Raw genomic sequence first — 20,334 nt, 5'->3', positions numbered from 1 at the left:
ACAAAAAAAAGCCATCCCGGTTAGACCGGGACGGCTTTCATAATTATATTAAACAGGATCTTATTTCTTACTTTTTGATTGCGCAGCTTGTTGCTGTTTAGTCATTTCCTCTAAACGCATTTGCCATTTAGATTTCTTGCCAGCGCTAGGACGTTTTTTGTTTTCCTGAATTTTTGCGTGGATAGCGTCTTCGTTAACGAATTTGCGGATAATGAACTGTTGTGCAAATGTGATAATGTTAGCACAGAAATAATAGAAGTTCAAACCTGCAGGGAAGCTGTTTAACGCGCCTAAGAAGATAATTGGCATAATGTAACCAATATACTTCATTTGGCCTGTAACACCCGAAATACGGTTATTCATCCATGTGTAAATTAAGGTGGAAATGGTCATTAATAAACACATTAAACTCAAGTGATTTCCGATGAAAGGAATATTAGTTCCCCAGGTAATTACCGAGTCATAAGTTGAAAGGTCAGGTACCCATAAGAATGATTGCTGACGTAATTCAAACGAAGCAGGGAAGAAACGGAAGAATGCCAGTAAGATAGGCATCTGTAGTAACAGAGGGATACATCCCGCTAATGGATTTACACCGGCTTGCTTGTATAACTTCAGGTATTCTTGTTGTAAACGGGTTTGATCTTCTTCGCCAACTTTTTCCTTAATAGCATCCATTTCTGGTTTTAACACGCGCATTTTTGCTTGCGACATGTATGAGCTATAAGTAATTGGCAATAAAACCAGTTTTAATATGATGGTTAAAATCAAAATGATAATACCATAACTCATATTAAAGTTATCAAGGAAATTAAACAGAGGAATTACTGCCCAACGGTTAATCCAACCTAAAGGTCCCCAGCCTAAGTTAACCTGACGTTGTAAGTCATTACCAACATTTTTAAGCGTATTATATTGGTTAGGACCGAAGTAGAACGTAAAGTTCAACTCATCAGTTGGTTTTGACTGATAAGGAATGGTAAGATCAGCTGAAAGTCTTTTTAAATAGGATTTTGTTAAATCTGTTTCAGTATTTAAAGTACTTCCAGGGAATTTATCCTTTGCAATTAAAACAGTAGAGAAGAAATGCTGTTTAAATGAAATCCATTTTACAGGCTCTTCATTCTTAACTTCTTTATCTTTTGTTTCTGATAAATAATCTACATCTCCTGCGTCTTTTTTGAAATAAACAGTAGTGTATCCTTGCTCACTCTTTTTATCTTTTTCTTGTTGGATCAAATCACTTTTCCACTCCAGATTTAATGCTTTCGCATTAGGAGAGATCAATTGATTCATACCCACCATTTTAACAGCATAATTTAATAAATAGCTGTTTCCTTTTAATGAATATACATAATCAATGTATTGTGTAGGAGAGAAGGCTAAACGTAAAGTAACGCTGCTAGAGTCTTTTCCTGCAACACTGAAAGAAGAACCTACAGGTTGGAAAAACTCATCGTTAGTATTAACATTCTTGCTGTTTAAAGGCAATTTAAAACCAAAGCGGTTGTCGTCACCGTTAAATAGAACAACAGGTTTACCGTCATACGATTTTTGACCTTTGATTTCGGTTGAGTAAACACGACCACCTTTGGTTGAAAGGATTACCTTGATCAACTCATTTTCAACAGTGATGAATTGTTGCTGTTGAACAGTTGAGGTATCGGCCAGATTTACACTTTTATTTGCAGCGGCCGGAGTTGTTTTAATGCCGGCTTTTGCATTTTTAATTGAATCGGTTTGGTGTTGGTATTGCTTCACTTCCGCTTCGTTGGGCTTCATAAAATAGCCCCACGCAAGCAAAATGGCAGCAATCATAAACATACCGGTGAAGGTGTTTCTATCCATCTATTGGTTTCTTAATTCTTATTTAGATTTCTTTGGATTATTCTCGTAATGGTAAGTTTTAGCAGCATCCACAAATTTAACAAACAGTGGGTGAGGGTTAGCTACAGTACTTTTTAATTCAGGGTGAAATTGTCCGCCTACAAAATAAGGATGATTTTTCAATTCAATGATTTCAACCAGACCAGAATCAGGGTTGATACCCGAAGTGATCATTCCTGCATCATTGTATTGTTGTAAATAATCGTTGTTGAACTCATAACGGTGGCGGTGACGCTCAGTAATTCGCGATTTACCATATGCGCTAAATGCTTTAGTTCCTTTCTTTATTTCGCAAGGATATGCACCTAAACGCATTGTTCCACCCATATTAGTGATTTGTTTTTGTTCTTCCATCAGATTGATCACCGGATATGGAGTATCAGGGTTCATTTCTAATGAATGTGCATCACTTAGGCCTAATACGTTGCGTGCAAATTCAATAACCGCACACTGCATACCTAAGCAGATACCAAAGAACGGAATATTATTCTCACGAACATATTTGATAGCATCAATTTTACCTTCGATACCACGGTTACCAAAACCCGGAGCAACAAGAACACCGTCAAGTCCGCCTAATTTCTCGGCAACATTTTCAGCATTGATATGCTCTGAGTGGATGTATTGTAGGTTTACTTTGCATTCGTTTTTAGCACCGGCATGAATAAATGATTCACAAATCGATTTATAAGCATCCGGAAGTTCAACATATTTACCAACTAACCCAATTTTAACTTCAGAAGTAGGGTTTTTAAGCTTGCCTAAAAACTCTTTCCATGAATCAAGATTTGGCTCGTCTTTAATAGGTAATTTTAGTTTGGTAAGAACAATACGATCTAGCTGTTCTTTCAACATTAATAACGGAACGTCATAAATGGTTGAAGCATCAGCCGATTCGATTACTGCATTTACGTTTACGTTACAGAATAGAGCGATTTTCTTACGTAAATCTGGCGTCATTCTATGCTCAGTACGGCAAACCAAAATATCAGGGTGAACACCGTACTCCATTAACATTTTAACCGAGTGCTGGGTTGGTTTGGTTTTAAGCTCACCTGCAGCAGCTAAATAGGGTAATAACGTTAAATGAATAACCAGGGTATTAGTTGAACCATGTTCCCAACGGAATTGACGAACAGCCTCAATATACGGTAATGACTCAATATCACCTACGGTACCGCCTAGCTCAGTAATAACGATATCGTATTCACCAGTATCTCCTAAACGCTGAATATTTGCTTTTATCTCATCAGTGATATGAGGAACCACCTGAACAGTTTTTCCCAAATAATCACCTCTGCGCTCTTTGTTAATTACATTTTGATAAATGCGGCCGGTAGTTACGTTGTTGGCCTGTGAAGTTGGAACATTTAAAAAACGCTCATAATGACCTAAGTCAAGATCGGTTTCTGCACCATCCTCGGTTACATAACACTCTCCGTGTTCATATGGATTTAAGGTTCCGGGATCGATGTTTATATAAGGATCAAGCTTTTGGATGGTTACCCTGTACCCCCTCGACTGTAATAATTTAGCTAATGAAGCTGAAATAATTCCTTTCCCTAACGACGAGGTAACACCCCCCGTAACAAATACGTATTTAGTCATAATCTGAATTGATCGCTGCTGGTTACGGGTTGCAAAAGTACGAAAAATAATGGTTGCTTATCTTAATGATTTTATTTTCTCGTAATCTTATGGTAAAATTTTGATTAAAAATAAGATATGAAATCAAAATGTTCACTTTAATGCTCGATTAGTAGGACTGACTTCAATAATAACCGCAGAAGAAAAACTTATTCCTATCTTTGCGCCGTTAGTTCTTTATCTTGTTATAATGTGGTTCTGGTATTGTTATGCCAGATTAAAAAGGAACCGTGTGCAAATCACGGGCTGTCGCGCAACTGTAATTTATATTGATTTCGATCAATTATAATAAGTCAGGATACTTGCCTCATTATTCGGATCAATGCTTTCGCGATAAAAAGCAGTAGTCAAAAGTTATATTTCTGTCGTTTAACCAATCTTCCTCCTGACGACCGGATTACTATTATCTTTTATTTCTACACTGAATCGTGAATAGTTCACAAGCATAAGCCATGTTTATTTGTATTTAGTTGTTAATCATAAATTAAATGAAATGTAACGCAAAGGAATATTGTCAGAAACTCGTTGAAGAAACTGAAAAAATCAATTTTAAAGCGCCATTAAACAGCTGGGATATTTATATCCAAGGATTTCAACGTAACTCTTTATTACTAAAAGATATAACGAACCTGAAAAAGTATGCGGTGGAGAATAAATGGAATCACGACTTTAATTTTAATCAGAAAATATTCCACCAAGGACTGACCATTATTGTAACTGAGCCAGATTTGAGAATTGTTTTTGCAAGTCATAATATGCTCGAAATGAACGGTTATTTACCTACAGAAGTAATAGGAAACAAACTAAGTATGTTTCAAGGGATAGATACGGATCAAGTTGTAAAGGATAAAGTCTCAGTGGTGGTTAGCAATAAGTTGCCTTTTGAGGTGAGTATTTTGAATTACCGAAAAAATGGTACTCCCTATACCAGCAATATTCAAGGATTTCCGGTATTTAACAGAAAACAGGAACTGGTTAATTTTATAACTTTTGCAAAGGAAAGTTGATGGCAAATCACGAATCAAAAAACTGTCCACGGTGCAATGCTTCATTTGAGTGTAAAGCCGGAAGCATTACTCAATGTCAATGCTTTGGACTCACATTTAATGAGGAGGAGAAAGAAGCGATAGCTTGTGGCTATAACGACTGTCTTTGTCGTAATTGTTTGCTGGAAATAAAACAAGAGATAAAATTCAAAGCGCTCATAGAAAAGAAAGAACAAATTAACACCATATTAAAAACAAGATGAATATAGAAGAAAAAATAAATCTCTCAGAAACCCGAATCTTTAAAGCCGTTTTTCCTAATACTACCAACCACTATGATACGCTATTTGGCGGAACAGCAATGCATTTAATGGATGAAGTAGCTTTTATTACGGCAACCCGTTTTACCCGCAAACGTGTAGTAACCGTTTCTTCAGATCGCATTGACTTTTCAAAGCCAATTCCGGCAGGAACAATTATCGAACTGGTAGGTAGAGTTGCACATATCGGAAATACCAGTTTAAAGGTAAGCGTGGAGATTTTTATCGAAGAAATGTATTCATTTGAACGTGAAAAGGCTATTACAGGAACTTTTACTTTTGTGGCTATAGACGAACATAAAAAGCCGGTGAGTGTGGTGTAGTGTTACATCATTAATAACTTCATATGATTGTCATCCTGAGGTACGAAGGATCTGTTGATTCATTGCGAAATATGTTACAGATGCTTCGTACCTCAGCATGACAACGCTATTCTCTCTTTAGGAAAAAATCATTTTATTTTTTCCAGATCCTCGGGAGTATCAATTGCAATCGTATCAATATCAGTTTCCGCCATTTTTATCTTAAAGCCATACTCAAGCCAACGTAATTGCTCCAAAGACTCGCTGAGCTCGAGTGGAGACGGATCTAAGTTGATTAGCTGAAACAACACTGCTGATTTATAGCCGTATATACCAACATGGTAGTAATAATCCTGTTTGTTTAGCCATTCATGTTCTGCAACGTTTCGCAAAAATGGAATAGGTGAGCGACTAAAGAATAATGCTTCGCCTTTTAAGTTCATTACCACTTTAGCTACATGTGGGTCAAATACTTCTTCAGGCTGTTTAATTTTCTTATACATACTCGCCAACTCGGTTTCTTTATCGTCAAAGCAATGAATTAAATCACTTATTTGTTTTGGAGAGATAAAAGGTTCATCGCCCTGAATATTAATGACCACCTCATAATCAGGAAAAGCTTCCGCAACTTCTGCACACCTTGAGGTCCCGTTTAGGTGGTCTTCTGACGTCAACATAGCTTTGCCTCCAAAGGCGATCACATGATCATAGATGCGTTGGTCATCGGTAGCAACCACCACTTCATCAAGTTCCTGACAAAGTTTACATTGTTCGTAAACACGTCTGATCATACTTTTACCTTTGATTTCTACCAATGGTTTGCCCGGAAATCTTGTGGATTGATAGCGGGATGGAATAATGCCTAAAAATTTCATTTATGTTGGACTGTCTGCAAATGTAATCTTTTTGCAAAGGTTATGTCAAACACAATGCCTAATCCGAGAAGAAGTGAAGGTTTCTGTAGACAAACGGGAAATTATTCCGAAGAACACAGACATCTTCATTGAGTTCTTCGGAATAATTTTAGGTGAAGGACTATAAGAACATTCCCCCAGAAGCCTCTAAGCGTTGAGCATTGATCCAACGTGCGTCATCAGTACATAAGAAAGCGATCACACCGCCAATATCCTCAGCAATACCCACTCTGCCCAGTGCTGTTTGTGATGCAATAAAACCTTTCACTTCAGGATGTGAGTCAAAGTTCGCTTTGTTGAAATCAGTATCAATTGCTCCGGGTGCTACAGTATTGGCTCGGATACCACGTGAGCCTAATTCTTTAGCTAAATACTTGGTAAATGTTTCGATAGCTCCTTTCATAGAAGCATAAGCACTATAACCCGGAATTACGAAACGAGCCAAACCGGTTGAAAGATTAATAATACCTCCGTTATCAGCTAATAAGGGGAGAAGTTTTTGTGTTAAGAAATAGGTTCCTTTAAAATGCACATTCATCAGACTATCAAACTGTTCTTCCGATGTTTGAGCAAATGGAGCCGCCCAGTCGATACCGGCATTATTGATCAGGTAATCGAATGTAGAGCGATCCCATTTTTCGGTTAATATTGAATTAAGTGTAGAGGAAAAATCATCATATCTGTTGAGTGATCCAACATTTAACTGAAGAGATGCAGCCTTAACCCCTTTATCTTCGAGTGCCTTTACCACAGCTAAGGCCTCTTGCTGTTTGCTATTATAAGTGATGATAACGTCTAAACCTTTTTCAGCAAGGCGCAATGCAGCATTTTTACCTAAGCCACGACTACCGCCTGTTACTAATGCTATTTTGTTTTCTGATTTCATTTCTGTTGTGATTTGTTGATCACAAAATTGCAGGGTTCTCAGCTTTAATTTATGGTGACTGTTTCAGTATTAATGGTGAGTGTTTCCGATTGAGGTGAATACTTTGCTGAAAGCACCTGCTCCCGATAGTATTTTGGAGTTACTCCTTCAAATCGTTTAAAGAACTTCGTAAAGTTAGAAGGATCAAAAGTTAGTTTGAAAGCAATCTGAGCAATTGGTAAAGAAGGATCACTTAACAGTTCCTTTGCTATCTTCATGATCTTTTCCTCAAAGAAAAAGCAGGGAGCCTTACCTGTTGTGAGTTTAATGGTATTACTTAAATGAGTAGGATGGATATGCATCAACGAGGCAAAATCCCTGATTTCGAGCATTTCAATAGTCCGTTCATCAAGAATATCGGCCAAATGTTTGTCCAATTCCTTTAAAAAATCAGCAGTTATCTCATGCTGACGAAATAGTATTTTCTGTGGGATTTTACTCATGATAATTTCCTTTAGCAAAAATACAAAAGAAAAGGTTTCGTAAATAAAAAATCCATGCCGGAGTTTCCGACATGGATGGCATATGTTAAACTATTGGAAAAACTATTGCTGCCGTAAAGTTGGCATTGGTATTTGAATGTTGTAGAAGGTAGCACCTGTCCCAACCCCATTTTCACAGCTGTTTGGAGGAGTGGTACATATACGACGTGACGACGGACATTCAGCGGCCCAATACATATAACCTAACATTCCCGGACTTGTACCGGCACCGTTAGGTACTACTGATTGAACATAAGTTCCGGTGCTTTTTGCTAAAGAATTGTTGAAATTATTACATTCAGGTGCTGCACTTTTGCCAGTTACAAGATATACAGCGCCGGTAAATTTACATGGAGCCAACGGAGGAATAACCGGACTGTAGTTTGATTTACCATCAATATGTTCCTGCCAGTTAGCTTGTGCCGCAGCTGCACTGCTTGCCTGACGGGCTTCTACCATGGCATTTGCATAATCCAGAACAGGGGTATCCGTACGAAGCCAGTCTGCAGTAGCTTTACGGCAAATGTCGATTAACCACCTGTCGCCTGCAGCAAGATCTATTGTAAGTCTGGCTGCATGATTATTACCTGAAGCATCGTATGGTAATACGGAACGATATGCGGTAATAAAGCTCTGTAAACCGGTAAGATTAGGTGCGTTGCTTTGTTCATAGTCAATTTCAATCCCAACTCCCATGTTAACAGCAACCTCTGCTGCATTTAATCCCAATTGTGTAGCATTCTGGGCTAATGCACTATTCCAGTCGTTAGTATAGGTAATACCTCCAATTGAAAGCATTACTCTGATTCCTCTTGTTTTAAAATAATTGACAACAGCTTGTGTCATGCCTCTTGGCAAACCATTTAAGGTTTGAGCATCTGTGGTTTTGTTTAATAATTTCAGAGGATTTACAAAGCTTAAAACAACAAGGTTAACTGATGGTTGTCCGTTACCTCGATCAATAAGCCAATGATTGGCGGCATCAAATTCTGTCATGTTTCGCTCAGTCGACCAGCCGCAGGCTTCGTTTCCTGCGTGCCATACGCCATAAATCTGAATGGGAGTGGAGGTAGTTCCAACAGCTTCTGTACTTCGGGACGAAGCTGTTTTTTCGGATTCTGAATTGTTAAGATTGTCCTTTTGCTTTGAACAATAAACGAGACCTGCGGCAGAAATTATAATTGCTGCCAGTAGGTAAAATTTGTGTTTTTTCATAACTAATGTAGCAAATTGGTTGATTTACATTAAGTTAAGAAAAAATAATTAATAGTTACAATACTTTTGTGAATTTTAATATGGCTAACTGATTGGTTATTAGTTGTTTTTTAATATTAAAGAAAGGAAAACAAAAGTTTACTGTTCAATTTTAATATCATACTTATTTAGCAAACCGGGAATTCCGTGTATTGAGAAACGAGCTTTCTTTATATCATTTAGTTCAGGATCAATCGCGTAATTTATCGCAGTAGAAAGATTCGCTTCTCTTAGATTCGTCCGTTCAAATTGGGCTGAATCCAGGTTACAGTTATCAAATTTTGAACCCTTCAAATCAGTATTCGCGAATACAGCACCTTTTAGTGAACAATCAGCGAAAGTGGTTTTTACCATTTTCTTTCCCTCAAATGAGGAATAATCAAGAATGCAATTTTGAAAAGACACACTAAAAAGAAAATCAATACATTCGCTAAAGTTAATACCCATTAACTTACAATCTTTAAATTTTGCATCGTTCAGGGTGGTTGATTTTACCTTCATCATACCCATATTGCAACCAATAAATGAACATTCGGTGAAACGGCTATTGGTTACATTAGCATTCGAAAAGTCACAATTGATAAATGTGCAGTTCTCAAAGCTCTCCTGTTTTATAACTTTTTCTGAAAAGCTGGCTTTTTCAAAGGTTTGATCTTCGTGTGTTGGCATTGGTATTAAATAAAAAAACATTCTTACAATGTAGGATCATAAGAATGTTTTGTACATAAACTTTGGTTATTTAAAACTTAAACAACCCGTGAAACTCTTTTTCGATATTATTAATGATCTGTCCCAGATCTTCAGGATTATTAGTGAAATCCATTTTGTCTTTATCGACAATCATTAATTTACCTTCGTTGTATCCACCGATCCATTTTTCGTATTTCTCATTTAAACTGCTCAGATAATCTAAGCGGATACCTGCCTCGTATTGGCGGCCACGACGTTGAATGTTGCTAACCAAAGTAGGCACCGAAGCTCTGAGGTAAATCAACAAGTCAGGCGGTTTGATAAATTGTTTGATCGAATCAAAAATTGCCAGGTAATTTTCGTAATCACGAGCCGTCATCAGGCTCATATCATGCAAGTTGTCTGCAAAAATATAAGCATCCTCATAGATCGTACGATCCTGAACAACAAATCGTTTATTACGGTCAATATCTAAAATTTGATTAAAACGACTATTTAAAAAATAGATCTGGAGGTTAAACGACCAACGTTTCATGTCGTTGTAAAAATCTTCCAGATAAGGATTGTCATCCACTGTTTCAAAAAGTGCTTCGCAATTGTAGTGCTTTGCCAACAATTCAGCTAACGTGGTTTTACCCGCTCCAATATTTCCTACGATCGCAATATGCATAATTATGAATTTGGGAATTTATGAATTTGAAAAATTTGGAAATTAGTCAAATCGTAATTAATTAAAATCGTTTAATACCAATAATTTCTCTAACATCCTGAATTGTCTTTTGAGCACTTTCACGTGCTTTAGCTGCACCATGGCGAGCAACTTGACGTAAATAGCTTTCGTTTGCAGCAATATCTTCAATTTTTTCACGCACAGGAGTAAGGAACGTTACCATATCTTCTCCCAATTGTTTTTTCAAATCTCCATAACGAATGGTGCAATCTTTCCATGCATCATCAAAATGTTTAACGGTTTCTTTGGTTGATACCAATTTCATCAAATCAAACAGATTTTGTATGTAATCAGGCTTTTTAGCATTTGGTTCTGCCGGTCCACTGTCTGTTAGTGCACGCATTACCTTTTTACGGATCACATCTGGCTTATCTGCTAAGAAAATAGCATTTCCTTCTCCTTCAGATTTACCCATTTTACCCTTACCATCTAAGCCTGGAACTTTGATTAATTTTGAACCGAAGTTAAATGCAAAAGATTCAGGGAAATAATCCTGACCATACATTTTGTTAAAACGGTTACCGAATGTACGGGTCATTTCAAGGTGCTGTTCCTGGTCTTTACCTACAGGTACTTTAGTAGCACGATGAATTAAAATATCTGCCGCCATTAAGGTAGGGTAGGTCAATAATCCTGCGTTTACGTTATCCGGATTGGCACGTACTTTATCTTTGAATGAAGTTGCTCGTTGCAGCTCACCCAAATAAGCATTCATATTTAACAATAAGTAAAGTTCAGTAACCTCAGGTACATCCGATTGGATGTAAATAGTACTTTTTTCCGGATCAATACCGGCTGCTAAATACTCAACCATTACCTGACGAACGCTTCCATGAAGGTTAGCTGGATTTGGATGTGTTGTTAATGAGTGATAATCAGCTATAAAAAAGAAGCAGTTATACTCGTTCTGCATTTGAACGAAATTTTTAACTGCACCAAAATAATTTCCTAAATGTAAATTTCCGGTAGAACGTATACCGCTAACTACTGTTTCCATTGCACGAAAGTAAAAAAATCCGTCTGAAAACATGCTGACAAAAAATTGATTTTGCATTTTTTGTTGATTGTTAGCTAGTAGCAGTTAGCTGATAGCAATGAGCCATTAGGTATTTGATTTAATCCAATGAACGCCGGAAGCTAATAGCTAAGGCTAAAAGCCAACAGCTAATAATATGAAACCGTCAGAAGGCTAATAGCTAATGGCTAAAAGCTAACAGCTAATAAAAAAAATCTATAAATTTGAGCCGTGAAAATCCTATTGAGAAAGCTTCATCTTTATTATTATTTGTCGCTCACAGTACTCGTATATTATTTTCTGTATCCCATATTTTATTATACATCCAGAAAACCTAAACGATACCGTGTACTTAACTTTTTCAGAAAGATAAATGCAGCTGTTCCATTATTGTTAAGTGGAATGTTATGGCGTATACATGCTGAGCATACACTAACGAAAGATGGAGTGTATGTTTATTGTCCTAACCACACATCCTTTTTAGATAGTCCGTTATTACTGATTTTATGTAATGGCAATCATCATTTTATTGGAAAGGAAGAACTGCTAAAAGTTCCTGTGCTAAAACTGTTTTTTAAGACGATTGATATTACTGTAAAGAGGGAAAGCAAGCTTTCGTCGTACAGGGCATTTAAAAGGGCGTCAGAAAACATTGAAAATGGGATGAGTTTGGTTATTTTTCCGGAAGGAGGAATATTAGAACGATACCCGCCGCAATTGCATCATTTTAAAAACGGAGCCTTCCGATTGGCAATTGAAAAGCAGGTTCCTGTTATTCCGATTACACTAGCGAATGTTTGGGAACTTTTTTTTGATGATGGCAAACTCTATGGTTCTCGTCCGGGTGTAATTGATATATTTGTACACAAACCCATTGAAACAATCGGACTTACACCAGATGATGACGAAATGTTGAAAAATCAGGTGTACCATGTAATCAATGGTAAAATTAAAGATTATGAAGATCGACAAAAACGTAGTAGAAAAGATAGCGCACTTAGCCCGGTTAGACGTTGAAAATGTGGACGAAAGTGTGGCCGACATGAACAAGATCCTTACGTTTATGGAGAAACTGAACGAATTGGATACCGAAAATGTTGAGCCTTTAGTGTATTTAACAGATGAAGTGAATGCATTTAGACCGGATGTGGTAAAACAGGAAATTACGCATACGGAAGCATTGAAAAATGCGCCTGATGCGGATGAAAATTTCTTTAAAGTGGCAAAGGTAATTGAGCAATAACTCATCTGAAAGATAATTCATTAATCCATTCAGATTATTGGATAAATCCACTTTGTAATTTTATTTATACAAGCATCTAAAACTTAACAATTAAAGTACATTTGATAAGCCACAGTTAAGAAAACCCGCCTACGCCTGAATGAGATGGTAGGAATGAAAGTTAGTTAGCGGGTTCTTGATGGCCAATAAAAAACACATTAACTTTCAGAAAAAATATGTCGGCTTTAATTTCAATTACGGATATCGGTAAGAAATATGTGATCGGTTCAGAGGTCATACATGCTTTGAACTCGGTTACGTTAACCATTAATAAAGGAGAATTTGTGGCGTTGATGGGTCCTTCCGGATCGGGGAAATCAACGTTAATGAATATTTTGGGCTGTTTAGATACTCCAACAAAAGGTACTTATATTTTAAATGGTACAGATGTAAGTCGCATGACTGATGATGATCTGGCCGAAGTAAGAAATAAAGAGATCGGTTTCGTATTTCAAACCTTCAACTTATTACCTCGTTCATCTTCACTAGACAATGTTGCACTCCCATTAGTATATGCAGGAGTTAAAAAAGAACAACGTGATGAACGGGCGCGCAAAGCTTTAGAAGGAGTGGGGTTAGGTAATCGAGTAGACCATAAGCCTAACGAATTATCGGGTGGTCAGCGCCAAAGGGTTGCTGTAGCCAGAGCGCTGGTTAACAATCCATCCATTATTTTAGCCGATGAGCCTACTGGTAACCTTGATACCAAAACTTCAATTGAAATAATGGGACTTATGGAAGAGATCCATAAAAAAGGAAATACCATTATTTTGGTAACACACGAAGAAGATATTGCTCAACATGCACATCGTATCATCCGTTTGCGCGATGGTTTGATTGAAGATGACTACCTGAATACCAATATCCGCAGCGCATTAAAAGAAGCAGAAATGCTTTAATCGCACTGCGTTTAAAATATAGATAGTTATATTAGGTTTAAGTTTTTCCTGAAATGGGTAACTTAGACCTAATTTTTTTATAACCCAATACAAGGCAATCAATCTTGCAGTAAAATAAACCTACATCGATGAAAGTATATACTAAAACCGGCGATAAAGGCACTACAGCATTAATAGGAGGAACACGTGTAGCAAAGCACCACCTTAGAATTGATTCTTATGGCACTGTAGACGAATTAAACTCTTACATCGGGCTTATCCGCGATCAGCAAATAGATGAACAGTATAAAACGATATTAAAGGAAATACAAGATCGTTTGTTTACGGTTGGCGCATCATTGGCATCAGATCCACAAAAGTCAAAGATGACTATTCCAGATCTTCATGAAAGTGATATTGAGCTCCTGGAGAAAGAAATGGATAAAATGAACGATGAATTACCCCCATTGCGCCATTTTGTGTTGCCTGGTGGACATACAACTGTGTCATTTTGCCATTTAGGCAGAACTGTTTGTCGCAGAGCCGAACGTTTGGTGGTTGAATTGGCAGGAGATGGGACTGTTAATGGGTTGGTCATTAAATATTTAAATCGATTGTCTGATTATTTATTTATTTTAGGTAGAAAACTGGCAAAAGATTTGAGTGCAGAAGAATATATTTGGGTACCGAGAGTTTAATTTAGCTGAGAATTAATGGTTTTTTAATACAAGAAATTAATTATTAGTAAAAAAAAACTTTTTTATTCAAGTAATCGTTTTTATTATATATTCGCAAAAAATTAGCAATTTCTGTTAAACGTATTAAAATCTATTGCCTATGTACTGGACACTAGAATTAGCTTCGCACCTGGAAGATGCTCCATGGCCTGCAACCAAAGATGAATTGATTGATTACGCTATCCGTTCAGGAGCACCGGTTGAGGTGATTGAGAACTTACAGGCATTGGAAGATGATGGCGAACCTTACGAAACAATCGAAGAGGTTTGGCCTGATTATCCAACAAAAGACGACTTCTTATTCAACGAAGATGAATATTAAACAAAAAATCCCTACCTAACCGGTGGGGATTTTTGTTTAAACTAAGAAGTTTTGTTGCTGAGTTTCATTATTTTCAAAAACTCACCGGTATTTCTTTTGTATCATCTTAAGGCTGGTTATCCTCTCATTATCGCTTCTGCAAATATCAGGTCCTCAGGATAAGTAATTTTAATGTTCTTATATTCTCCTTCAGCCAATAGTATTTTAGTCCCCATAGCCTCTACCACACTTGCATCATCTGTAAATTCCTCTCTAAAAGGTTGTTCATAAGCCTGTAAAAGAAGCTCTGTGGTAAAACATTGCGGTGTTTGCACTAAGTAATAATGTTCACGATTTAAACTTACTGAAACACCATTTTCAACCTTACGGATGGAGTCGCGGCATTTTACTGCCGGGATAGCATTTCCATTTTGTTGTGCTTGCTGAAATAGTCGGGTAATAAATTCATGATCGGCTAGAGGTCTTACCGCATCATGCACTGCAACAATTCCAGGAGAACTAATGACCGAAAGTCCATTTTTTACAGATTCAAAACGAGTTTTTCCGCCGGAGATAAGTGTATGTGGAGTAGTGAATTTATGTTCATCACAAAGCTTTTTCCAATGCTCGTGATAATCGGGGTGCATTACTAAAATAATTTTAGGAACTAAGGGCCATTGATAGAACGCTTTAATGCTGTGCATTAAAATAGGTAAGCCCTTTAACTCAAGAAACTGTTTAGGAACTTGTGCTCCCATACGTGAGCCCGTTCCGCCTGCAACGATAATTGCGTAATAGGTCATAAATGAAATTACGGATTACGGGTTAGGAGTTACGGGTAATAAACTCGCAACTAATAACTCGTAACCCGTAATAAAATATTATATAATTAACATTGCATCTCCATAGCTATAGAAATGATACTTTTCTTTAACAGCCACTTCATAAGCATTCATTACATGTTCATAACCGCCAAATGCTGCTACCATCATTAATAATGTTGATTCAGGCGTATGGAAGTTGGTAATCATTGTATTTGCAATGCTGAAATCGTAAGGAGGGAAGATAAATTTACTAGTCCACTCGTTAGCTGCTTTCAACGTTCTGCTAGCCGAAACAGCAGATTCAATAGCACGCATACTGGTGGTACCTACCGCACAAATTCTTCTCTTTTGTTCTAAAGCATGATTCACAATATCAGCATCTTTCTGTTCAATGATAAAGTGCTCTGAATCCATTTTGTGTTTAGTTAAGTCTTCAACCTCTACCGGGCGGAAAGTTCCTAAACCAACGTGTAAGGTTACTTCAGCGAAATCAACACCTTTTAATTCTAAACGTTTTAATAACTCACGACTAAAGTGCAAACCGGCAGTAGGGGCTGCAACAGCACCTTCATTCTTAGCGAATACTGTTTGGTAGCGCTCTTTATCTTCAGCAGTAGCTTTACGTTTAATGTATTTAGGAAGAGGTGTTTCTCCTAAGATTTCAATTGCCTCACGGAATTCTTCATCAGTTCCATCAAAAAGGAAACGGATAGTACGACCGCGTGAAGTAGTATTGTCAACAACTTCTGCGATTAATAAATCGTTATCACCGAAATATAATTTATTACCGACACGGATTTTACGTGCCGGGTCAACCAATACGTCCCACAGTCGCATTTCCCTGTTTAATTCACGTAATAAAAAAACTTCGATTTGGGCACCGGTTTTTTCCTTGTTGCCGTACATACGGGCAGGAAATACTTTGGTATTATTAAGAATCATTACGTCTTTATCATCAAAATAATCTAAAACGTCTTTAAAAATTTTATGCTCAATCTTACCTGAATCTTTGTGTAAGACCATCAAGCGTGCTTCGTCGCGGGTTTCGGAAGGTTTGTGGGCAACTAATGACTCCGGTAAGTGGAAACTAAATTGCGATAATTTCATGTTATATGATGATTATTTTGTACAATAAAATGTTGGCAAAGATAGAAAAAATGTTAAAGATTATCGTGCACAATTTGAGGTGCATTTTACGTAATGTTTGTAACAATTATTAGTATAAATTTTACAATTAATTAGGTGGAAGACATGGTTATTTATTTAGATTTGATGAATGATCTATCTGCGTTTAATTAAAGAAAGTTTTGCCTTCGCCTTTGAGGCGCTTAGGACAAACAAACTTCGTACCTTTCTTTCGCTCTTGGGTATTACCATCGGTATTCTTACAATCATTTCCATTTTAACGGCTGTTGATGCCTTAAAACGTAATGTTCGGGCCAGCATTGATAAGTTGGGCAGCAATACAATGATTATAGAAAAATGGCCAATGTTGTTTCAAGATGACTACCCTTGGTGGAAGTTTATCAATCGGAAGCCTGTAGATGAAAAGGATTATAATGCATTGATGCCTCGGGTTAAAACAGTCGATGCAGCTGCATTTTATACTGTTACCGGAGGAAAGACAATTAAATATAAAAGCAACACTGCCGAAGGTGCTTATATGTTGGGTGTAACGTATGATATGGATAAAGTTTATACGTTAGAAATCGAACAGGGCCGTTATTTTACCCAGAATGAAGCTCAGAGTGGAAAAGCACTGGCCATTTTAGGCCATGAAATTGCCAACGGTGTGTTTAAGAATGAAAGCCCAATTGGAAAAGAAATCAAAATAGGAAACTTTAAAGCAACAGTTATTGGTGTTTTAAAGAAAGAAGGAACATCAATTTTGAATTTCACGGAAGATGATAACTGTGTCTATATTCCGTTGAATTTTGCCAAGAACATGATCAATCCTAAAGACGAACGCAACGATCCAAGGATTATGTTAAAGGGAAAAACAGACATTCCGGAATCAGAGGTTGAAGCAGAGTTAAAAAGTGTAATGCGTTCGATCAGAAGATTAAATCCACAACAAGAGGATGATTTTGCTGTGAATAAGGTCACAGTGTTAGCCAACCAAATAGATGGTTTATTTGCTGTAATGAATATGGCAGGTTTGGTGATAGGTGGTTTTTCTATTTTGGTAGGTGGTTTTGGTATTGCTAATATTATGTTTGTTTCTGTTAAAGAACGTACTCACATCATTGGCATTCAAAAATCCTTAGGGGCCAAAAATTTCTTTATCCTGTTGCAATTTCTGGTTGAATCTATCGCATTGTGTTTAATTGGCGGATTGATTGGAATGGCCATCGTTTTTGGACTTAGCGCCGTGGCAACAAGTCTGCTGGGTATAGATTTTAGCGTAAATATTGGAAATGTTCTTACAGGGGTAGGCATTTCATTGGGAATAGGAACCCTAGCAGGTTTTATCCCTGCATTTACCGCATCAAGATTAGATCCGGTAGAAGCGATAAGATCTAAATAATAGTTGCTGAGATTACACCGATCTTTTGTGTGATTGCACCGATATTAAAATAAATACACCGATTAAAATCAATTTATCGGTGTATTTGTTTTTTATATGAGGCACAAAAAATCTGTATAATCTTCAAATCCTCCTATAATCACCTAAATAATCTGAGTATTACACATTAATCGTTGCAATCAAATCTAAATCTGTGTAATCAATCTTAATCGGTGTAATCCTATAAATGTTTTTTTGCTTCTGCTAACAATTGCTCTTTATCAATTGGGACTACGCCTAATTTCTCACATACCAGGCCACCTGCCAGGTTTGCCAAAGCAGTGAATTTTGAAGGAGTTAAGCCAGCGGCTAAACCTAATGCTGCAACACTAACTACCGTATCACCAGCACCCGAAACATCCGAAATATCACGTATATGTGCAGGAATTAATACTTTTTCTTCATTACTATTAATGTAGATGCCTAATTCAGAAAGTGTAACCATCACCATTTTGGCATTTAATTTTTGCTTTAAGAGCTCAATAGCCTCCGTAAGCTGCTGGTTATCCCTGGCGTCCACATCAATCTTTAAACCTTCACGTAATTCTTTCAGGTTAGGTTTAAACAACGTTACATTCTTATAGTGAAGGAAGTTTTTCTTCTTAGGATCAACAATCGTCGGAATATTTTGCTCTTGAGCCAATTCAACAATTTGCTCAATAAGACGATGCGTAATTACGCCTTTATCATAATCTTCAAAAATAATAGCATCGATTTTTTGGGTACCGATTAGCTGTGCAATTTTTGAAATCAATTCATCAGTTTCATGCTTTGTTACGTCTTTGGTCATTTCGGTATCTACACGTAACATTTGCTGATGATGACCGATTAATCGCGTTTTAATTGTAGTAACCCGATTTTGGCTTTTAACAATGCCAGCACTGCTGATATTCTGATCATTCAGTAAATTCAGAAATGTGGTTGAATGTTCATCATCACCAATTACAGAACAAATGACAGGTTTTGCACCCATCGCTAAAATATTAAGGGCAACGTTTGCTGCGCCCCCTAAGCGATTTTCTCTTTTTGTTACGGATAAAATTGGAACTGGAGCCTCTGGCGAGATACGTTCAACATTTCCCCATAAGTAAGAGTCGATCATTACATCGCCAATAATTAATATCGTTTGGTGTTCAAGTTTTTTGAATAGTTCCTTCATTAAAGGTATTGTTTGAAACGGCCCAAAAATAAAGATTTTAATGATAAGAGTGCATGTTGAAACGGTATATTAACAAAACAGGCCACTTTTTTAAAGCGGCCTGTTTTTGTTAATAGTATTAGGATACTTATTTCACTTTTTCTAAAAATGCAGAAATACGTCTAACTGCTTCAATTAGTTTGTCTTCCGAAGTAGCATAAGAGAAACGAATCGAATTCGGATCACCAAATGAATCGCCACTAACAGTTGATACGTGAGCTTCGCTTAACAATAATAAACTCAAATCACTTGAATTATTGATCGCCTTTCCTTCATAAGACTTTCCGAAGAAATAACTTACGTCAGGGAAGAAATAAAATGCTCCTTCAGGAAGATTTACTTTTAAACCTTTCATGTCTTTAATCAGGTTATAAACCAAATCACGACGTTTACGGAATGCTTCGCGCATTTCGTAAGTAGGAGTCATATCAGAGGTTAATGCTGCTAAAGCCGCACGTTTTGCAATAGAGCAAGTAGCTGAGGTAATCTGACTTTGCAATTTATCACAAGCAGCTGCAATTGGTTTAGAAGCCGCAAGGTAACCCAAACGCCATCCGGTCATTGCAAAACCTTTTGAGAAGCCATTGATAATAATTACACGGTCTTTTACGCTCTCAAAAGAAGCAATACTTGCGTGGGCTGCACCAAAGTTAATATGCTCATAGATCTCATCAGAAATGATATAGATCTGAGGGTGTTTTTCAAATACTTTAACCAATTCAGCCAATTCTTCTTTAGTGTAAACCGAACCTGTTGGGTTACAAGGAGAAGAGAACATGAATAGTTTTGATTTCGGAGTGATAGCTGCTTCAAGCTGTGCAGGAGTGATCTTGAAATTACTTTCTACAGAACTAGGGATGAAAACACTTTCTCCTTCAGCCAGCTTCACCATTTCAGAATACGAAACCCAGTATGGAGTAGGAATAATTACTTCTTCTTCTGGGTTAACCAATGCCATTACAGCGTTAGTCAATGATTGTTTTGCACCTGTTGAAACTACAATCTGGTCAGCTGCATAATCCAATCCGTTTTCGTTCTTTAATTTAGCGGCAACTGCCTGACGAAGGTCTAAATAACCTGCAACAGGAGTGTAGAAGGTATAAGCACCATCTAACGCAGTTTTTGTTGCTTCAAGAATATGTTTTGGAGTAGTGAAATCAGGTTCACCCAAGCTTAAATTAATAACATCAACACCTTGTGAAGCCAGTTCACGTGCTTTTTTTGCCATCAAGATGGTGGCAGATTCTTCAAGTCGGTTAATACGCTCTGACAGTTGTACGCTCATTTTTTCTGAAAGTTGATTTGTTTTATTTGGTCATCTAGAACCGGCTAACTAACTTTCATTGTTATTGGTAAGTTGAAAACTCATGCCGGTTTTTAAAATATCCTTAGATTA

22 protein-coding genes and 1 riboswitch are annotated in these 20,334 nt (G+C 37.1%); of the genes, 9 read left to right on the top strand and 13 right to left on the bottom strand.

Translation table 11 applies throughout. The features are described from left to right. Nucleotides 1-60: 60 nt before the first annotated feature. Entirely contained in the window at nt 61-1,848 is a 1,788-nt protein-coding gene (gene yidC / locus SOLCA_RS10330) for a membrane protein insertase YidC (protein ID WP_014680393.1), read from the bottom strand. 18 nt (nt 1,849-1,866) lie between these two features. After that, nucleotides 1,867-3,495: a CTP synthase gene (locus SOLCA_RS10325; protein ID WP_014680392.1), complete on the bottom strand. Its 1,629-nt coding sequence runs from the start codon at nt 3,493-3,495 to the stop codon at nt 1,867-1,869. A gap of 215 nt (nt 3,496-3,710) precedes the next feature. Next, a riboswitch (cobalamin riboswitch) is annotated at nt 3,711-3,858 on the top strand. A gap of 164 nt (nt 3,859-4,022) precedes the next feature. Between SOLCA_RS10325 and SOLCA_RS10320 the strand changes: the two genes are divergently transcribed. The 3 genes from SOLCA_RS10320 to SOLCA_RS10310 are packed head-to-tail and all read left to right on the top strand — an operon-like array spanning nt 4,023 to nt 5,163. After that, the gene (locus SOLCA_RS10320) at nt 4,023-4,541 is read left to right on the top strand and encodes a PAS domain-containing protein (RefSeq protein ID WP_014680391.1); all 519 of its coding nucleotides are present in this window, start codon (nt 4,023-4,025) and stop codon (nt 4,539-4,541) included. After that, nucleotides 4,541-4,783, top strand: a complete 243-nt coding sequence (locus SOLCA_RS23955; RefSeq protein WP_014680390.1) for a cysteine-rich CWC family protein — start codon at nt 4,541-4,543, stop codon at nt 4,781-4,783. Before SOLCA_RS10320 ends, SOLCA_RS23955 begins: the two co-directional genes overlap by 1 nt. Further along, a complete protein-coding gene (locus SOLCA_RS10310) occupies nt 4,780-5,163 on the top strand; it encodes an acyl-CoA thioesterase (protein WP_014680389.1) in 384 nt (127 codons plus the stop codon). Before SOLCA_RS23955 ends, SOLCA_RS10310 begins: the two co-directional genes overlap by 4 nt. Before the next feature lie 128 nt (nt 5,164-5,291). Here the strand turns inward: SOLCA_RS10310 and kdsB are convergent, their stop codons facing one another. The 7 genes from kdsB to trpS form a co-directional block, all read right to left on the bottom strand. After that, nucleotides 5,292-6,017 carry a 3-deoxy-manno-octulosonate cytidylyltransferase gene (kdsB, locus tag SOLCA_RS10305; RefSeq protein ID WP_014680388.1) on the bottom strand — a complete coding sequence of 242 codons (726 nt, stop codon included), beginning with the start codon at nt 6,015-6,017 and terminating at the stop codon, nt 5,292-5,294. 160 nt (nt 6,018-6,177) lie between these two features. Next, complete coding sequence (locus SOLCA_RS10300; RefSeq protein WP_014680387.1) at nt 6,178-6,942, bottom strand: SDR family NAD(P)-dependent oxidoreductase; 765 nt, start codon at nt 6,940-6,942, stop codon at nt 6,178-6,180. A 44-nt stretch (nt 6,943-6,986) separates the two neighbouring features. Next, the gene (locus SOLCA_RS10295; protein ID WP_014680386.1) at nt 6,987-7,424 is read right to left on the bottom strand and encodes a helix-turn-helix domain-containing protein; all 438 of its coding nucleotides are present in this window, start codon (nt 7,422-7,424) and stop codon (nt 6,987-6,989) included. Between the two features lie 102 nt (nt 7,425-7,526). Beyond that, nucleotides 7,527-8,678: a glycoside hydrolase family 18 protein gene (locus SOLCA_RS10290; protein WP_014680385.1), complete on the bottom strand. Its 1,152-nt coding sequence runs from the start codon at nt 8,676-8,678 to the stop codon at nt 7,527-7,529. A 138-nt stretch (nt 8,679-8,816) separates the two neighbouring features. Continuing rightward, a complete protein-coding gene (locus SOLCA_RS10285; RefSeq protein ID WP_014680384.1) occupies nt 8,817-9,386 on the bottom strand; it encodes a pentapeptide repeat-containing protein in 570 nt (189 codons plus the stop codon). Between the two features lie 70 nt (nt 9,387-9,456). After that, nucleotides 9,457-10,077 (bottom strand): deoxynucleoside kinase, encoded by a 621-nt coding sequence (locus SOLCA_RS10280; protein WP_014680383.1) that lies wholly within the window; start codon nt 10,075-10,077, stop codon nt 9,457-9,459. 61 nt (nt 10,078-10,138) lie between these two features. Further along, complete coding sequence (trpS, locus tag SOLCA_RS10275; RefSeq protein WP_042481100.1) at nt 10,139-11,134, bottom strand: tryptophan--tRNA ligase; 996 nt, start codon at nt 11,132-11,134, stop codon at nt 10,139-10,141. Between the two features lie 288 nt (nt 11,135-11,422). On the opposite strand from trpS, the gene SOLCA_RS10270 reads away from it, so the two are divergent. The 5 genes from SOLCA_RS10270 to SOLCA_RS10250 all read left to right on the top strand — a co-directional run bounded on the left by SOLCA_RS10270 (nt 11,423) and on the right by SOLCA_RS10250 (nt 14,371). Next, nucleotides 11,423-12,169: a lysophospholipid acyltransferase family protein gene (locus SOLCA_RS10270; RefSeq protein WP_245536771.1), complete on the top strand. Its 747-nt coding sequence runs from the start codon at nt 11,423-11,425 to the stop codon at nt 12,167-12,169. Then, on the top strand, nt 12,111-12,395 hold the full coding sequence (gene gatC / locus SOLCA_RS10265; RefSeq protein WP_014680380.1) for an Asp-tRNA(Asn)/Glu-tRNA(Gln) amidotransferase subunit GatC: 285 nt from the start codon (nt 12,111-12,113) through the stop codon (nt 12,393-12,395). Before SOLCA_RS10270 ends, gatC begins: the two co-directional genes overlap by 59 nt. 215 nt (nt 12,396-12,610) lie before the next feature. After that, on the top strand, nt 12,611-13,333 hold the full coding sequence (locus SOLCA_RS10260) for an ABC transporter ATP-binding protein (protein ID WP_014680379.1): 723 nt from the start codon (nt 12,611-12,613) through the stop codon (nt 13,331-13,333). Between the two features lie 128 nt (nt 13,334-13,461). Beyond that, nucleotides 13,462-14,010 (top strand): cob(I)yrinic acid a,c-diamide adenosyltransferase, encoded by a 549-nt coding sequence (locus tag SOLCA_RS10255; RefSeq protein ID WP_014680378.1) that lies wholly within the window; start codon nt 13,462-13,464, stop codon nt 14,008-14,010. 139 nt (nt 14,011-14,149) lie between these two features. Beyond that, nucleotides 14,150-14,371 carry a DUF2795 domain-containing protein gene (locus SOLCA_RS10250; RefSeq protein WP_014680377.1) on the top strand — a complete coding sequence of 74 codons (222 nt, stop codon included), beginning with the start codon at nt 14,150-14,152 and terminating at the stop codon, nt 14,369-14,371. 116 nt (nt 14,372-14,487) lie between these two features. Here SOLCA_RS10250 and SOLCA_RS10245 read toward each other — a convergent pair whose 3' ends face one another. Next, nucleotides 14,488-15,153, bottom strand: a complete 666-nt coding sequence (locus SOLCA_RS10245) for a 2-C-methyl-D-erythritol 4-phosphate cytidylyltransferase (RefSeq protein WP_014680376.1) — start codon at nt 15,151-15,153, stop codon at nt 14,488-14,490. A gap of 78 nt (nt 15,154-15,231) precedes the next feature. Further along, nucleotides 15,232-16,281, bottom strand: a complete 1,050-nt coding sequence (gene queA, locus SOLCA_RS10240; protein WP_014680375.1) for a tRNA preQ1(34) S-adenosylmethionine ribosyltransferase-isomerase QueA — start codon at nt 16,279-16,281, stop codon at nt 15,232-15,234. A gap of 169 nt (nt 16,282-16,450) precedes the next feature. On the opposite strand from queA, the gene SOLCA_RS10235 reads away from it, so the two are divergent. Then, nucleotides 16,451-17,701, top strand: coding sequence for an ABC transporter permease (locus SOLCA_RS10235; protein ID WP_014680374.1), 1,251 nt, complete (start codon nt 16,451-16,453; stop codon nt 17,699-17,701). A gap of 220 nt (nt 17,702-17,921) precedes the next feature. Here SOLCA_RS10235 and SOLCA_RS10230 read toward each other — a convergent pair whose 3' ends face one another. Together SOLCA_RS10230 and SOLCA_RS10225 are read right to left on the bottom strand one after the other, a co-directional pair. Next, on the bottom strand, nt 17,922-18,899 hold the full coding sequence (locus SOLCA_RS10230) for a bifunctional heptose 7-phosphate kinase/heptose 1-phosphate adenyltransferase (protein WP_014680373.1): 978 nt from the start codon (nt 18,897-18,899) through the stop codon (nt 17,922-17,924). A 127-nt stretch (nt 18,900-19,026) separates the two neighbouring features. After that, nucleotides 19,027-20,223 carry a pyridoxal phosphate-dependent aminotransferase gene (locus tag SOLCA_RS10225; RefSeq protein ID WP_014680372.1) on the bottom strand — a complete coding sequence of 399 codons (1,197 nt, stop codon included), beginning with the start codon at nt 20,221-20,223 and terminating at the stop codon, nt 19,027-19,029. Nucleotides 20,224-20,334: the final 111 nt, after the last annotated feature.

It is taken from the genome of Solitalea canadensis DSM 3403, from assembly GCF_000242635.2.
Lineage (GTDB): Bacteria > Bacteroidota > Bacteroidia > Sphingobacteriales > Sphingobacteriaceae > Solitalea > Solitalea canadensis.
This window is presented reverse-complemented; position numbering and strand designations above follow the sequence as displayed.

Excerpts from the sequence above, each read along its gene's own strand:
- yidC (WP_014680393.1), bottom strand. The coding sequence starts at position 1,848 with ATGGATAGAAACACCTTCACCGGTATGTTTATGATTGCTGCCATTTTG.
- SOLCA_RS10325 (WP_014680392.1), bottom strand. The coding sequence starts at position 3,495 with ATGACTAAATACGTATTTGTTACGGGGGGTGTTACCTCGTCGTTAGGG.
- SOLCA_RS10320 (WP_014680391.1), top strand. The coding sequence starts at position 4,023 with ATGAAATGTAACGCAAAGGAATATTGTCAGAAACTCGTTGAAGAAACT.
- SOLCA_RS23955 (WP_014680390.1), top strand. The coding sequence starts at position 4,541 with ATGGCAAATCACGAATCAAAAAACTGTCCACGGTGCAATGCTTCATTT.
- SOLCA_RS10310 (WP_014680389.1), top strand. The coding sequence starts at position 4,780 with ATGAATATAGAAGAAAAAATAAATCTCTCAGAAACCCGAATCTTTAAA.
- kdsB (WP_014680388.1), bottom strand. The coding sequence starts at position 6,017 with ATGAAATTTTTAGGCATTATTCCATCCCGCTATCAATCCACAAGATTT.
- SOLCA_RS10300 (WP_014680387.1), bottom strand. The coding sequence starts at position 6,942 with ATGAAATCAGAAAACAAAATAGCATTAGTAACAGGCGGTAGTCGTGGC.
- SOLCA_RS10295 (WP_014680386.1), bottom strand. The coding sequence starts at position 7,424 with ATGAGTAAAATCCCACAGAAAATACTATTTCGTCAGCATGAGATAACT.
- SOLCA_RS10290 (WP_014680385.1), bottom strand. The coding sequence starts at position 8,678 with ATGAAAAAACACAAATTTTACCTACTGGCAGCAATTATAATTTCTGCC.
- SOLCA_RS10285 (WP_014680384.1), bottom strand. The coding sequence starts at position 9,386 with ATGCCAACACACGAAGATCAAACCTTTGAAAAAGCCAGCTTTTCAGAA.
- SOLCA_RS10280 (WP_014680383.1), bottom strand. The coding sequence starts at position 10,077 with ATGCATATTGCGATCGTAGGAAATATTGGAGCGGGTAAAACCACGTTA.
- trpS (WP_042481100.1), bottom strand. The coding sequence starts at position 11,134 with ATGGAAACAGTAGTTAGCGGTATACGTTCTACCGGAAATTTACATTTA.
- gatC (WP_014680380.1), top strand. The coding sequence starts at position 12,111 with ATGAAGATCGACAAAAACGTAGTAGAAAAGATAGCGCACTTAGCCCGG.
- SOLCA_RS10260 (WP_014680379.1), top strand. The coding sequence starts at position 12,611 with ATGTCGGCTTTAATTTCAATTACGGATATCGGTAAGAAATATGTGATC.
- SOLCA_RS10255 (WP_014680378.1), top strand. The coding sequence starts at position 13,462 with ATGAAAGTATATACTAAAACCGGCGATAAAGGCACTACAGCATTAATA.
- SOLCA_RS10250 (WP_014680377.1), top strand. The coding sequence starts at position 14,150 with ATGTACTGGACACTAGAATTAGCTTCGCACCTGGAAGATGCTCCATGG.
- SOLCA_RS10245 (WP_014680376.1), bottom strand. The coding sequence starts at position 15,153 with ATGACCTATTACGCAATTATCGTTGCAGGCGGAACGGGCTCACGTATG.
- queA (WP_014680375.1), bottom strand. The coding sequence starts at position 16,281 with ATGAAATTATCGCAATTTAGTTTCCACTTACCGGAGTCATTAGTTGCC.
- SOLCA_RS10235 (WP_014680374.1), top strand. The coding sequence starts at position 16,451 with ATGATCTATCTGCGTTTAATTAAAGAAAGTTTTGCCTTCGCCTTTGAG.
- SOLCA_RS10230 (WP_014680373.1), bottom strand. The coding sequence starts at position 18,899 with ATGAAGGAACTATTCAAAAAACTTGAACACCAAACGATATTAATTATT.
- SOLCA_RS10225 (WP_014680372.1), bottom strand. The coding sequence starts at position 20,223 with ATGAGCGTACAACTGTCAGAGCGTATTAACCGACTTGAAGAATCTGCC.